The sequence below is a fragment of the Streptococcus mitis genome (assembly GCF_000722705.1).
Classification (GTDB): domain Bacteria; phylum Bacillota; class Bacilli; order Lactobacillales; family Streptococcaceae; genus Streptococcus; species Streptococcus mitis_P.
In genome coordinates this window covers 528377-543078 of sequence record NZ_JPFW01000008.1, presented here as the reverse complement: position 1 = coordinate 543078, position 14702 = coordinate 528377, and the positions used below count along the sequence as shown (strand labels likewise).

The 14702-nt window shown below is 35.3% G+C and carries 12 protein-coding genes and 1 pseudogene; all 13 read left to right on the top strand.

Annotated elements, in window-relative coordinates; all coding sequences use genetic code 11:
- Window positions 1-15 precede the first annotated feature (15 nt).
- The 13 genes and pseudogenes from SK642_RS07605 to asp5 all read left to right on the top strand — a co-directional run bounded on the left by SK642_RS07605 (window position 16) and on the right by asp5 (window position 14688).
- On the top strand, window positions 16-891 hold the full coding sequence (locus SK642_RS07605; protein WP_033684190.1) for a glycosyltransferase family 2 protein: 876 nt from the start codon (window positions 16-18) through the stop codon (window positions 889-891).
- An 8-nt stretch (window positions 892-899) separates the two neighbouring features.
- Window positions 900-1760 carry a glycosyltransferase family 2 protein gene (locus SK642_RS07600; RefSeq protein ID WP_235230865.1) on the top strand — a complete coding sequence of 287 codons (861 nt, stop codon included), beginning with the start codon at window positions 900-902 and terminating at the stop codon, window positions 1758-1760.
- A 3-nt stretch (window positions 1761-1763) separates the two neighbouring features.
- A complete protein-coding gene (locus SK642_RS07595; protein ID WP_033684188.1) occupies window positions 1764-2654 on the top strand; it encodes a glycosyltransferase family 2 protein in 891 nt (296 codons plus the stop codon).
- A 74-nt stretch (window positions 2655-2728) separates the two neighbouring features.
- Window positions 2729-3616 carry a glycosyltransferase family 2 protein gene (locus tag SK642_RS07590; RefSeq protein ID WP_033684187.1) on the top strand — a complete coding sequence of 296 codons (888 nt, stop codon included), beginning with the start codon at window positions 2729-2731 and terminating at the stop codon, window positions 3614-3616.
- Between the two features lie 691 nt (window positions 3617-4307).
- Window positions 4308-5519 carry an accessory Sec system protein translocase subunit SecY2 gene (gene secY2 / locus SK642_RS07585; RefSeq protein ID WP_033684186.1) on the top strand — a complete coding sequence of 404 codons (1212 nt, stop codon included), beginning with the start codon at window positions 4308-4310 and terminating at the stop codon, window positions 5517-5519.
- A gap of 9 nt (window positions 5520-5528) precedes the next feature.
- Window positions 5529-7109 (top strand): accessory Sec system protein Asp1, encoded by a 1581-nt coding sequence (gene asp1, locus SK642_RS07580; RefSeq protein WP_033684185.1) that lies wholly within the window; start codon window positions 5529-5531, stop codon window positions 7107-7109.
- Entirely contained in the window at window positions 7093-8625 is a 1533-nt protein-coding gene (gene asp2 / locus SK642_RS07575) for an accessory Sec system protein Asp2 (protein ID WP_033684184.1), read from the top strand. The genes asp1 and asp2 overlap by 17 nt, the downstream gene beginning before the upstream one ends.
- Window positions 8622-9062: an accessory Sec system protein Asp3 gene (gene asp3 / locus SK642_RS07570; RefSeq protein ID WP_033684183.1), complete on the top strand. Its 441-nt coding sequence runs from the start codon at window positions 8622-8624 to the stop codon at window positions 9060-9062. Before asp2 ends, asp3 begins: the two co-directional genes overlap by 4 nt.
- Window positions 9055-11423, top strand: a pseudogene (gene secA2 / locus SK642_RS07565) (accessory Sec system translocase SecA2). The gene asp3 and the pseudogene secA2 overlap by 8 nt, the downstream one beginning before the upstream one ends.
- Before the next feature lie 13 nt (window positions 11424-11436).
- Complete coding sequence (gene gtfA / locus SK642_RS07560) at window positions 11437-12948, top strand: accessory Sec system glycosyltransferase GtfA (protein ID WP_033684181.1); 1512 nt, start codon at window positions 11437-11439, stop codon at window positions 12946-12948.
- Complete coding sequence (gene gtfB / locus SK642_RS07555; protein WP_033684180.1) at window positions 12941-14278, top strand: accessory Sec system glycosylation chaperone GtfB; 1338 nt, start codon at window positions 12941-12943, stop codon at window positions 14276-14278. The genes gtfA and gtfB overlap by 8 nt, the downstream gene beginning before the upstream one ends.
- A gap of 1 nt (window position 14279) precedes the next feature.
- Window positions 14280-14459 carry an accessory Sec system protein Asp4 gene (gene asp4, locus SK642_RS07550; RefSeq protein WP_033684179.1) on the top strand — a complete coding sequence of 60 codons (180 nt, stop codon included), beginning with the start codon at window positions 14280-14282 and terminating at the stop codon, window positions 14457-14459.
- Window positions 14460-14463: 4 nt separating this feature from the next.
- Window positions 14464-14688 carry an accessory Sec system protein Asp5 gene (gene asp5, locus SK642_RS07545; RefSeq protein ID WP_033684178.1) on the top strand — a complete coding sequence of 75 codons (225 nt, stop codon included), beginning with the start codon at window positions 14464-14466 and terminating at the stop codon, window positions 14686-14688.
- Window positions 14689-14702 lie beyond the last annotated feature (14 nt).

The following is a 14702-nucleotide window of genomic DNA, read 5'->3' as shown; positions in this document are numbered from 1 at the left end:
AAAGGAGATGGAATCGTGACAGAATTAATAAGTATCATTGTACCTATTTATAACGTTGAGGAATATCTTAAAGAGTGTCTAGATAGTATCCAGAAACAGACCTACCAAAATTATGATTGTATCATGATTAACGATGGATCAACAGATAGTTCTAGAGAAATAGCAGAAACCTATTTAGTAGATAGCCGTTTTCGACTAATTAATCAAGATAATCAAGGCTTGAGTGCTGCAAGAAATACAGGTCTTAGGTACCTTAAGGAAGAGTCTTCTTTTGTGGCTTTTGTTGATAGTGATGATTATCTTAACCCCTTATTTTTAGAAAAATTAGCAGAACAAATCTCAGAAGATGTTGATATTATAGAAGGAACAATTCAAAGCTATAAAGAAGGTATCTACTATAATCTTCTTCAAATTCATCAAGATAAGTTGGTTTTGACTACTGTAGAAGAAAAGTTAGAACAGCTTGTGTCCCAGGGATTGAGGGGCAGTGTATTTCCTAAATTGTATAGAAAAAGTTTGTTAAACGACAACTTTTTTCCTCAAGGATTCATCTTTGAAGATTTAGCAGTTATTCCAGAGCTAGTCACTCTTTCAAAAAAATGGGTTAAGATACAGGATGTTCTTTATTACTATAGAATCCGTGACAATTCAATTACAACGAAATCATTCTCTGAGAAAAATTTAGATATTTTTAAAATTCTTGAGAAATTTGATTTATTCTTTGTAGATGCAGATCTCAATGTAAAGCTTTGGGCTGAAAGATTAAAATATGCACAATTAAATCATCAATATAAAACAACAGTATTAGAAGATAATCCTTATGCTTCGAAATACCAAGAAAAACTTGAAAAGTTGATGCTTAAAATAAAAAATATGAGAAGAGAGAAGTGACAGGAGAGTTGATTAGTATCATTATTTCTGTCTCTGATACCGATTCTTATTTACGTCAGTGTTTAGATAGTCTTCTTAATCAAACTTATATTAGTTTTGAGGTTATTTTGTTAAATGATGGCTCGAAAGATTCTTCGGCTGCTATCTGTCAAGAATATGCTGAGAAGGATAGCCGCTTTAAGTATTTTGAAACAGAACAGGATAGTATCTCTTCTTCTTATAATTTAGGAATTGAAGCTTCAAAGGGAACTTACATTACCTTTATAAAATCGGATGATTGGGTAGATTCAGATTATCTAGAACTACTTTATACTACTATGATTGAGGAGAAAGCAGACATAGTAGTTTCAACTTATAAAACTTTTAATACGAACACAGGTTTATTAGAGTATCATGCTTATCAGAAAGACTGTACAGAATCTGTATTCAATCAGAAGGACCTGCTTCTTACACTACCGAGGTTAGATAGAGATTCTTCCTTTAGCTATGTTTTTGGAAAATTAGTATCTCGTCTTGCCTTAGGAAAGATTCGATTTAACGAAAGTACCCAGTTGGGAGAGGATATGGAATTCTGGTATAAGCTTTATCTTGTTTCTGAAAAAGTGGTCTATCTAAATAGAGATACCTATACTCTCAGAAAATATAGTGATGTTCAGAACTATCTAAATCCAGCAATCGTTTGTAGTGATATTCAACAACGTCTACAGTTTATATCAATTCTTGCAGCAAAACATATAGATGTAAAAGATTATATTGAAAATCTCATATTGCTTTTAAACTATAGAATTGGTTTTTTAGAAGGCAATTTATCTACATCTAAAGAGATGAGATGGTTAAAAGAAACCTTATTTCTACTAGGGGGGAAATAGTTAATGATACCAGATTTGATTAGCGTAATTGTTCCGATTTATAATGTTGAGGACTATATACGACAATGTTTTGATAGTTTACTTCATCAAACTTATCAAAATTTTGAAGTTTTGATGATTAATGATGGTTCTCCAGATAATTCAGCTTCCATCTGTCAGGAGTATGCAGCTAGAGACTCTCGTTTTCGCTATTTCGAAAAGGAGAATGGTGGCATTTCAACAGCAGTAAATTTAGGAATTGAACATTCACAAGGAGAATATGTTACTCTAATGGACCCAGATGATTGGGCAGATAACGACTATCTTGAAGTTCTGTACAATGCTATTGTTCAAGAAGGAGCCGATGTATCGATTTCAAGTTATAAACGCTTTGATATGAGTAATAATAGCTTCTATTTTCATGCCTTTACTAAAGAATATGATAAAAAAGTTTTTACGAACAAGGAGTTTTTAGAAAGTTTACCAAATTTGGTAGCTTCGGATTATTCGTTTTTTATTACATTTAGTAAATTAGTACGAAAAGAAATGATTGGTCTCATTCGCTTTAATGCTGATACTAAACTGGCTATGGACATGGAATTCTGGTATAAAGTATATCTTAAAGTAAATAAAGTAGTATTTGTGAATAGAGATACTTATACTTATAGAATACATAGTACGTCAGCTGCAAATAATTTAACTGTTGAAAAACTTAAAAGTAGTATGCAACATCGTTTAGCTTTCATAGCTATCCTTGCTGCTCGAGGAATAAATATAGAGTCCTATGTTCAAGATTATATAAGACATTTATATGATGTAATGGCAGTTATTGAGAATCAAGGTTTAGAAGCAGATGAAACTTTAAGATGGATTAGGGAGATGATGTATCTTTTGACTTTCAAGAATGAAGAATAGTGGCTAAAACTATCACTATATAACTATTTGCTGGATTGCTAGCATAAGAGAAATGGATAAATAGGAGATGAGAAGTGCCTCAGGAGCTTATTAGTATTATCGTTCCAATTTTTAATACAGAAAAACATTTACATCAATGTTTAGATAGTATATCGAGTCAATCTTATGAAAACTTTGAATGTTTGTTAATAAATGATGGTTCAACAGATACTTCTGCTAGCATTTGTAGAGAATATGTTGCTAAAGATGCTCGTTTTCGTTATTTTGAAAAGGAGAATGGTGGTGTTTCCTCAGCACGTAATTTAGGAATCGAACGTTCGGGGGGGGCGTACATTACCTTTATTGATTCGGATGATTGGGTAGAGTTTGATTATCTAGAAGTTCTGTATTCTGCCATTATTCAAGATTCTGCTGATATATCTGTGTCTTCTTATAGGACGTATGAAATGTCTAAAAATCAGTGGCTTTTTCATGCTTTTAAACGAGTGGAACATCAAAAGGTGTTCAGCAAACAAGAATTGATTAGTAAATTAATATTTTTAAATGGTCATGATTGTTCTTTTGGATTTGCAAGTTGTAAATTAGTCCGTAAAAGTATCTTAACTGGGATATGGTTTAATGAATCTACTCATTTAGGTGAGGATATGGAATTTTGGTTTAAATTATACCTAATTGCTGAAAAGGTAGTTTTTTCGAATAGAGATACCTATGTTTATCGTAGAGATCTAACTGATTCAAAATATGCTTCTTTGAAACATACTCAATCTGATGTGCAGCACCGCTTGAATTTTATTGCTTTTCTTAGAGCTAGAGGGATGGATACAGATATTTTTGTAAATGAACTTCTGAATAGGTTATATGACATGAAGACGAACTTGGAACTTGATCAATTTGAACATAGGGAAGTGATAGGGTACATTGAAGAGGTTCTGTTGTTACTAGAAGTGAATATAAATCCTTAATTCCATAAGATTGTTAAGAAAATTGAGGAGCAGGGATAAATGATAGAATTTTCATTTACCTAAGACGATATTTTATCATAAAATAGATACACTGCTGACTCAGTTTTTCATACAATAGAGGAGATAGAAGTATATTTTCTGAATGGAAGAAATGAGTTAATTCCTGAAAGATAATGTTTGAAAAATGAGAAATTAAAGTCTATGTACTCGGTGGATAAGACCTAGGGGAGAGTAGAAAAATTAGTAGTTATGAGCAGATTTTTTCTGCTTTTTTTGATATAATTATTATATTTGGGGATTAATACTCAATGAAAATCAAAGAGCAAACTAGGAAGCTAGCCGCAGGTTGCTCAAAATACTGTTTTGAGGTTGTGGATAAGACTGACAAAGTCAGGAACACATATCTAGGGCAAGGCGAAGCTGACCTGGTTTGAAGAGATTTTCGAAGAGTATAAATAGAGTGATTTTAAAGGTTCTATTCCTTTATTCAACTATTGTTTGAGCTTGTATTTTTTAGTTAAGTTATTTAGTTTTAAAACAAGGATTACAAAAATAAAAATGCATAAAATATAGGGTAGCTAAGTTGGTTGATAAAGGTTGTTTTTGTTTTCATAGATATCTAGGCAAGTATCCCTACATACTAATGAGGGGTAAAGAGTAACATTGTAATCATGTGTAGAAAGGGTCAATTATGAAAAATATATTTTCATCCATCATTTTAAAAAAACTGAGTATTAGTTTTTTTCTATTATTTATATATGTAGTGGGTAGTAGAATTAGTTTACCTTTTGTTGATTTGAATAGTAGAGATTTTCTAGGAGGAACGACCGCTTATTTAGCATTCTCAACTGCTCTTACAGGTGGGAATTTAAGAAGTCTCTCCCTTTTTTCTATTGGTCTTTCACCATGGATGTCTGCTATGATATTATGGACTATGCTCTCCCTTTTTAAGGGACTTGCTGGAAGTGGGAAGGAATCACAAGATAGACGACAGATGTACTTAACTTTAGTGATTGCTCTTATTCAGTCAGCAGCTGTAGTTCTAAGTTTACCTATCCAATCATCCTATTCAACTGTTCTAGTTTATATCTTAAATATCAGCCTGTTATGTGCAGGTAGTTTTTTCTTGATATGGCTGTCAGATATTAATGCTAGTAATGGTGTTGGAGGAGCGATGTTAATTTTGCTTACCTCTATGATTATTAATATGCCCCAAGATATTATTAATTCTATTCAGATATTAACTCCTCCTGCCTGGGTTGTCATTTTAATGGTTTTATTTGCACTTGTTTCTACCTACGTCAATGTCATTTTATATCGTGCTCGTTACCGTGTAGCAGTAAATAAAATTGGCTTACACAGTCGTTTTAAACGTTATTCTTATTTTGAGATGGCCTTAACTCCCGCTGGAGGAATGCCTTATATGTATGTTATGACCTTTATGACTCTGCCAATTTATTTTTTGATGTTACTTAGAATGTTTGATTCTCATAATCCACTCTATGCAACATTGATAGGGGAATTTACAATGGGGAAACCTTTGTGGATTTATACTTATCTTTTGATGTTGTTTGTATTTAACCTTATATTTGCTTTTATTAGTATGAGTGGAGAGCAGATAGCTGACTCTATGAAAAAATCAGGTGAGTATATCTATGGGATTTATCCTGGGGAGGACACGAGCCGTTTTATTAATCGATTAATTTTTCGATTTGCCTTTATAGGAGCCGTGTATAGTATTATTATTGCAGGGCTTCCCATGCTTTTTGTTTTATATGATGAGCGTTTTTTACGCTTGACAATGATTCCAGGTCTTTTATTTATGTTGCTTGGAATGATTTTTATGGTTAGAGAAGAACTGATAGCTCTGAGACTAAATGAGACTTATAAACCATTAATTTAGGAGGACAGTATGTATTATTTTATTCCATCTTGGTATGGTTCAGGGCGACAGTGGCATGCGGATATTACACCGTGGTATTTTAGCTTCTTCAAACTAGAATTTGACGATACTTTCAATCAGATTCGTTTATTTCAGAGACAAGAAATTACCTCCCACCTAATGATATTAGCTTATCATCCTCATCTACGCTATTTTTTACATCGTCATGGTGTTTTAGAGGCATCTGTTTATTCTGTGTTTGATGACATGCAGGATTTGCACGATCCACATGTACAAGTGTTGAATATGTGGGATATTGAATGGGATAAAGAGTGTGAATTTCTATATAGTCCCTTTGCAATCACTGTTTACAAACAAGGTAAACGGTATGCTCAAGTGGAGCATGGAACGGAAGGTTTCATAAGTGATATTCAATATTTTCATGAAAATGGTCAGTTACTTGAACATTATATAATGGATGATCGTGGCTTTGTGTCGAGTGTGATTTATTTTAAAGATGGGGCTCCATCTTATCAAGACTATTTGAATTTGAAAGGAATTTGGCAATTTAGAGAGTATCTACAAGAAGATGGCAGAGTTGAAGTAAATCCTATTTTTTCTTATCAATATAAAAATACCAGTTATAAAAACATAGGAGAATTGATTGCGGAATTCTTTGAAAAAAGACTCTTACAACAATATAAGGAGGATGATATTTATATCCTGCCTTCTCACGAGAAACATAATGAATTTGTCTTATCTCGTTTGTCGGAGAATAGTACTAAAATTTTGAGTCTTTTTATTGGCCGTAATCCTCAGGAAAGTTTAAGCGAATTGGGTGCTTTTTGTAAAAAAGTTGATTTAGTTTTAGTGGATAGAGAGGATAGTCTTCAACAGTTGCAGAGTCTCTATCCTGAAAAAATTGCTAAATTTCAACATCTGTCTCCTTTCGATACTCGTTTAAGACTTGGAAAAAGTCAAAGAAAGAAAGAATCGATTATTTATTTCCATCTTAATTTTGAAGAGGGACTGGATGAAGAAGGGATTTATGAAGTTCTATCATTTGTTGCTAAGACAGACGATACAGAATTAGTTTTTGGTACTTTTGCAGCAAATCAAGAACAAATGAGTCAAGTTGAAGAGTTGGTACAAGAAATTATTTCCGAACGTATCCATGTAGCCAATTTTGAAAAAGAATCAGATTATGGAGAAGCTGAGAATCCATTGGAAGAAAATGAGAATCAGAATTTACGTTATCAATTTATAAATATGCATGATGAGTCGGATTTGATTAAAAATTTAGAATATGTACGTTTGATTATTGATCTCAGCATTCAGCCTCATCTTTATACACAGATAGCTGCCATAAGTGCGGGGATTCCTCAAATTAATAGAGTTAAGACAGTTTATGTAGAGCATTTAAAGAATGGCTATCTTCTTTCGGAAGTATCAGAACTTCACAAGGCTATGTCTCATTATCTAGATACACTCAAGGAATGGAATCAGTCGCTAATTTATACAATTGACAAAATTAAAGAGCATACAGGAAAACGTTTCTTAGAAAAATTGCATTATTGGATTGGAGAAGTAACAAATGGTGAGGGAACATAAAATTTTACAAATAGGAATTGATAACTGGAAACACCATTATGATATTCCTGAAAATATGGATTGGTACTACTTCTGTCCAGATTCTCCTCGTGCTATTCGCAAAATGATGGAGATAGATAAGATTTCAAGTTTTCATGCTGTTTTGATAGAAGATGGGCGTTATTTGAGTGATTTGTTGCCTTTTTCTAAAAACTTAGATCCTTATACAGTTTTTTATCCTCAAGATTTTCAATCAAATGATTCAGATATTTTAGATTTACTGAAAAAACGTTGTGCAAGAGCTATTGATTTCTCCGAACCAGAAAAATTACTAAAAGATTTATCGACTTCTCTATTTGGAGGAGGATATGGCGATAAAATGAAACCTTCTACAATACAAGTTCACCATTCATTTCAAGGAAATGTATCTTATCAAGGGCATGAATATTTAGAGTTAGAGGGAGATTTTGGTGAGGAGTTTTCTCAGGTAGCATATTGGAGCTATAATATTGCTGTAACACGTAGTTTACCGATTGAATTATGGCTTGAATATGAAAAAAATTCAGGAGTTGAGTTTCGATTTCGTGTCAAAAAGATTTTTGAAGGATCGGTTGCTGATATTACAGAGGATCTTGTTTTTGAAGAGTCGGATTTAGCTTCTACTATTTTGATTGAGCAGACATATAATGCCTATTTGTCGCTTTCTATTGAAGCAAGAGGAAAGGGAAAACTAAAAATTGGAAATCTTCATCAACGTTGGAGTAGAAAACAATTCGGTAAATTCGTTTTAGGTGGAAATACTCTTCATGATCAAAAAAGAGATGAAATTAACTATTTCTTCCATCCAGGAGATTTTAAACCGCCTTTGGCTATTTATTTTGCAGGATATCGACCTGCGGAAGGTTTTGAAGGTTATTGGATGATGAAAAATCTGGGATGTCCTTTCCTTCTGTTTTCAGATCCTCGTATAGAAGGTGGTGCTTTCTATATAGGAAGTGAAGAGTTAGAAAGTAAGGTTAGAAAAACCATCCAGTATTACCTTGATTATTTAGGTTTAACATCTAGTGATTTAATTTTATCGGGGCTCTCTATGGGAACCTTTCCAGCACTTTATTATGGATCTTTTTTTGAGCCATATGCTGTTGTTGTCGGAAAACCTTTGACGAATATTGGAACTGTTGCTAGACGCGGTCGCTTGGATGCTCCTTGGATATTTAATACAGGATTTGATGTATTGAGCCATCAAACAGGTGGTATGACTTCTGGGCATGCGAATGAATTGGATCAGTATTTTTGGAAATCTTTCAAAAAAGCAGATTTTTCAAACACAACCTTTGGTCTGTCCTATATGAAGGATGAAGATATGGATCCTCAGGCATACGAAGAGTTAGTGGAACATTTATGTAATACAGGAGCTAAGATACTATCCAGAGGTACTTCTGGTCGACATAATGATGATACTGGGGAAAATGTTGCCTGGTTTTTGCATTTCTATCATATGGTTTTAAAAACAGGATTTGGACGAGGTGAGGTATGATTATCAGACAGAGACCAGATATCAAATGGGGAGACAGACTAAATATGTATATTTACGGTACGAAGGTGACCTATCATTCTGACTCTCATGTGAGCATATATAATCCATTAGTTCCTTCAGGGACTAAAATTCAAGGTTGGGTTTCGCATACGAATTATCAGGCCGCTCGAAAACAACCAAGCCTTCCATTGTTGAAAAGAAAACAAGAATATCAATTAATAATGAAATTTGACTGCCAACCTAAAAAAGGGGTGTACACATCAATTACATTTTTTGACCGATATGGTGATGTCATTGAAGAAAAAATTGAAAAACATAAAAGTTTTACGTTTACTTACCCTGAGGATGCCCACACCTATCAAGTCCATCTCTTAAGTGCTGGCTTTGAATCTTTGGATTTTTATTCTTTTTCTATTGAGGAGATTAATCGTGATTAAAGAGGTTTATCAGAGCTTTCAACTTAGAAGAGTTAAAAAAATTCTAAAAAAATCAATGCCCTAAAGCATAAGATGGAATCTTTGTCGGACCAAGAACTGTCTGCAAAAACAGTGGAGTTTCGCCGACGTCTGGCTAAAGGAGAAACTTTGGACGATCTCTTAGTAGAGGCTTTTGCAGTTGTTCGTGAGGCAGATCGTCGGATTTTGGGGATGTTTCCTTATGATGTTCAGGTAATGGGGGGGATTGTTATTCATGAGGGTAACGTCGCTGAAATGAGTACTGGAGAAGGAAAAACTTTGACAGCAACGATGCCTGTTTACCTTAATGCTTTAACAGGAAAAGGGACAATGGTGATTACCCCGAATGCATATCTTGCCAAGCGGGATGCCGAGGAGATGGGAGAGGTTTATCGTTTTCTAGGTTTAACAATAGGAGTTCCTTTTGTAGAGAGTGGTAAAGATTTCTCTGTTGAAGAAAAGAGGGAGATGTATAACTCTGATATTATATATACAACAAATGGTAACTTGGGTTTTGATTATTTAAATGATAATTTAGCATCGAATAAGGAAGGCAAATTTTTGCGTCCCTTTGATTATGCGATTATTGATGAGATAGATGATATTTTGTTAGATAGCGCCCAAACTCCTTTAATTATCGCTGGAGCTCCTAGAGTTCAGTCTAATCATTATGGTATTGTTAATACTCTTATGACTACGCTAGTAGAAGGTGAAGATTTTATTTACAAAGAGGAGAAGGGAGAAGTTTGGTTAACGAAACAGGGAGCCAAGGAAGCGGAAAGTTTCTTTGGAATTGACCATCTATATAATGAAAAAAATGCAGTTTTTGCTCGCCATATAGCATACGCAATGAGGGCTCATAAGCTCTATACAAAAGATAAAGATTATGTTATTAGGGGCAATGAGATGGTTCTTGTAGATAGAGGTTCTGGACGTTTATTAGAACAAACTAAACTACAGGGAGGACTTCATCAGGCAATCGAGGCCAAAGAGCATGTCAAACTTTCTCCAGAGACGCGTGCTATGGCTTCTATTACTTATCAGAGTCTATTTAAAATGTTCAATAAGCTTTCTGGTATGACAGGTACAGGTAAAGTTGCAGAAAAAGAATTTCGAGAGACTTATAATATGGCTGTTGTACGGATTCCTACTAACCGCCCTAAACAACGAATTGACTATCCAGACAATCTATACGTTACTTTACCTGAAAAAGTATATGCTTCCTTGGAATACATTAAAGAATACCATGCTAAGGGGAACCCCTTATTGGTCTTTGTTGGCTCGGTAGAGATGTCTCACTTGTATTCATCGCTTTTGTTACGAGAAGGGATTGCTCATAATGTTCTGAATGCTCACAATGTGGCGCGTGAAGCACAAATTATCTCAGAGTCAGGTCAGATGGGAGCTGTGACAGTTGCTACTTCCATGGCAGGACGAGGTACGGATATCAAACTTGGTAAGGGAGTTGCAGAACTGGGCGGTTTAATTGTTATCGGAACAGAGCGGATGGAAAGCCAGCGTGTTGATCTTCAAATCCGTGGACGTTCTGGTCGTCAAGGAGATCCTGGCATGAGTAAATTCTTTGTATCTTTGGAAGATGATGTTATTAAGAAATTTGGTCCATCTTGGGTACATAAGAAGTATAAAGATTATCAAGTTCAAGATATGACACAACCAGAAGTTTTAAAAGGACGTAAGTATCGTAATCTTGTGGCTAAAGCACAATATTCTAGCGATAGTGCTGGACGTGCGGCACGTATTCATACATTGGAATATGCTGAGAGTATGAATATTCAAAGAGAAATGATGTATAAAGAGAGAAATCGATTAATAGATGGTTCTCGTGATTTAGAGGATGTTGTGGGAGAAATTATTGATACTTATATAGATCAAGTAGCTTCTTCAAACTACGAGAGTCGCGAATTGTTGTTTCACTTTATCGTAACTAATATTAGTTTTCATGTTAAAGAGCTTCCAGAAGATATTGATGTAACAAATAAAACTGCAGTTCGTTCTTTCATTAAACAGATTATTGATAAAGAACTTTCTGAAAAAAGAGCCTTACTTGAACAGCATGATTTATATGAACAGTTTTTACGACTTTCCTTGCTTAAGGCTATTGACTATAATTGGGTAGAGCAAGTGGATTATCTTCAGCAATTATCTATGGCTATTAGCGGTCAGTCTGCTGCCCAGAAAAATCCTATTGTAGAGTACTATCAAGAAGCCTATGCAGGCTTTGAAACCATGAAGGAACAAATTCGTGTGGATATGGTGCGTAATCTCCTAATGGGCTTGGTTGAAGTCACTCCTAAGGGTGAGATTATTACTCATTTCCCATAACAAAGAGGAATATATGACAATTTACAATATAAATTTAGGAATTGGCTGGGCTAGCAGTGGTGTTGAATATGCCCAAGCCTATCGTGCTGGTATTTTTAGAAGTCTAAATCTGTCTTCTAAGTTTATCTTTACAGATATGATTTTAGCCGATAATATTCAGCATTTAACAGCCAATATTGGTTTTGATGACGATCAAGTTATTTGGCTATATAATCACTTTACAGATATTAAGATTGCGCCAACAAGTGTAACGGTAGATGATGTCTTGGCTTACTTTGGTGGTGCTGAAAGTCGTAGAGAAAAGAATGGCAAGGTTTTGCGTGTTTTCTTTTCTGATCAGGATAAGTTTGTGAGCTGTTACTTGGTTGATGAAAATAAAGACTTGGTTCAGTATGTAGAGTATGTTTTTAAAGGAAATTTGATTCGTAAGGATTACTTTTCTTACACTCGTTATTGTACCGAATACTTTGCTCCCAAGGACAATGTTGCAGTGCTATATCAAAGGACTTTTTACAATGAAGATGGGACTCCAGCCTATGATATCTTGATGGATCAAGGGAAAGAAGAAGTTTACCGTTTCAAGGATAAGATTTTCTATGGGAAGCAATCCTTTATGCGTGCTTTTATGAAATCCTTGAATTTGAACAAGTCTGATTTGGTCATTCTTGATAGGGAGACAGGCATTGGGCAGGTTGTTTTTGAGGAAGCGCAGGTAGCGCATCTAGCGGTAGTTGTTCATGCGGAGCATTATAGTGAAAATGCTACAAATGAGGATTACATTCTTTGGAATAATTACTATGACTATCAGTTTACAAATGCAGATAAGGTTGACTTCTTTATCGTATCAACTGATAAGCAGAGAGAAGTTCTGCAAGAGCAATTTGCTAAATACACCCAGCACCAACCAAAGATTGTTACCATTCCTGTAGGAAGTATTGATTGCTTGACTGAGTCGAGTCAAGGACGTAAGCCATTTTCATTGATTACGGCTTCACGTCTTGCCAAAGAAAAACACATTGATTGGTTGGTCAAGGCGGTCATTGAGGCGCGTAAGGAAATCCCTGAATTGACCTTTGATATTTATGGTAGTGGTGGAGAAGATTCTCTTCTTCGAGAGATTATTGCTAGCCATAAGGCAGAAGACTATATCCAGCTCAAGGGACATGCGGAACTTTCGCAGATTTATAGCCAGTATGAGGTTTACTTGACGGCTTCTACCAGCGAAGGCTTTGGTTTGACCTTGATGGAAGCTATTGGTTCAGGTCTACCTCTAATTGGTTTTGACGTACCTTATGGTAATCAGACCTTTATAGAAGATGGGCAAAATGGATATTTGATTCCAAGTTCATCTGACCATGTAGAAGACCAAATCAAGCAAGCTTTTTCAACTAAGATTTGTCAATTGTATCAAGAAAATCGTCTAGAGGGTATGCGTGCCCATTCTTATCAGATTGCAGAAGGCTTCTTAACCGAAGAAATTTTAGAAAAGTGGAAGAAAACAGTAGAGGAGGTGCTCCATGATTGAACTTTATGATCGTTATAGTCAGGAAAGTCGAGATTTACATGAAAGTTTAGTAGCTACTGGTCTTTCTCAATTTGGAGTGGTCATCGATGCAGATGGTTTTCTACCTGATGGTCTGGTATCTCCATTCACCTATTATCTAGGCTATGAAAAGGGAAAACCTCTCTATTTCAACCAAGTTCCTGTTCCAGCTTTTTGGGAGATTTTAGGAGATAATCAGTCTGCTCGTATTGAAGACGTGACGCAGGAGAGGGCTGTTATTCATTATGCAGATGGCTTACAGGCTCGTCTAGTCAAGCAGGTGGACTGGAAAGATTTAGAAGGTAGAGTACGTCAGGTTGACCATTACAATCGCTTTGGTGCTTGCTTTGCCACAACAACCTATAGCGCAGATAGTGAACCGATTATGACGGTTTACCAAGATGTCAATGGTCAGGAAGTCTTGCTGGAAAACCATGTGACGGGTGATATCTTATTGACTTTACCTGATCAATCTATGCGTTGCTTTGCAAATAAGGTTGAATTTATCATCTTCTTTTTGCAAGATTTAGGATTCGATAGCCATCAGCTTATCTTTAATACCTTAGCGACTCCTTTCTTGGTTTCCTTCCATCACCCAGATAAGTCTGGATCAGATATCTTGGTTTGGCAGGAGCCTCTCTATGATGCCATTCCAGGCAATATGCAGTTAATTTTGGAAAGCGATGATGTGCGTACTAAGAAGATTATCATTCCAAACAAGGCGACTTATGAACGTGCTTTAGAGTTGACTGACGAGAAATACCATGATCAGTTTGTGCATTTGGGTTACCATTATCAGTTCAAACGTGATAATTTCCTTCGACGAGATGCCTTAATCTTGACAAATTCCGATCAGATTGAGCAAGTAGAAGCAATCATAGAAGCCTTGCCCGATGTCACTTTCCGAATTGCAGCGGTGACAGAAATGTCTTCTAAGTTACTAGATTTGCTTCGCTATCCTAATGTGGTGCTTTATCAGAACGCTAGTCTACAAAAAATTCAAGAACTGTATCAACTGTCAGATATTTACTTGGATATAAACCACCATAATGAATTATTGCAGGCAGTTCGTCAGGCCTTTGAGCATAATGTGTTGATTCTTGGTTTTAATCAGACAGTACATAATCGGTTCTATATTGCTCCAGACAATCTATTTGAAAGTAGTGATGTTCCTGCTTTGGTTGATGCGATTAAACTAGCTCTTTCGGATATTTCACAAATGAGTCAGGCACTTGGGAAGCAAGGCCAACAAGCAAACTATATTGATTTAGTTCGATATCAGGAAACCATGCAAGCTGTTTTAGGAGGCTAACATGTCAGATGAAGATTTATTTTATAAAGATGTTGAAGGTCGTATGGAAGAGTTGAAACAAAAACCAATCAAGAAAGGGAAAGCAACTCGAGGGGAAAAGATTAGTCAGACCTTTTCACTCTTATTAGCGTTAATGATTTTAATTGGTTTGATTTCTACTTTGATAGGAATTTTGAGGTAGGGCTATGATTGAAATTCTCATTATTTTAGCTATTCTTTTATCCCTTGCTTTGATTGTATTGGTGATCATACAACCTCGTCAAAATCAGTTGTTTTCAACGGATGCAACTAGTAATATTGGTAAGCCGAGCTACTGGCAGAGTAACACCTTGGTAAAGGTTCTCACCTTGTTGGTGAGTTTGGCTTTATTTGTCTTATTATTGACCTTTATGGTGATGACTTATAAATAGAAGGGAACTTCGGA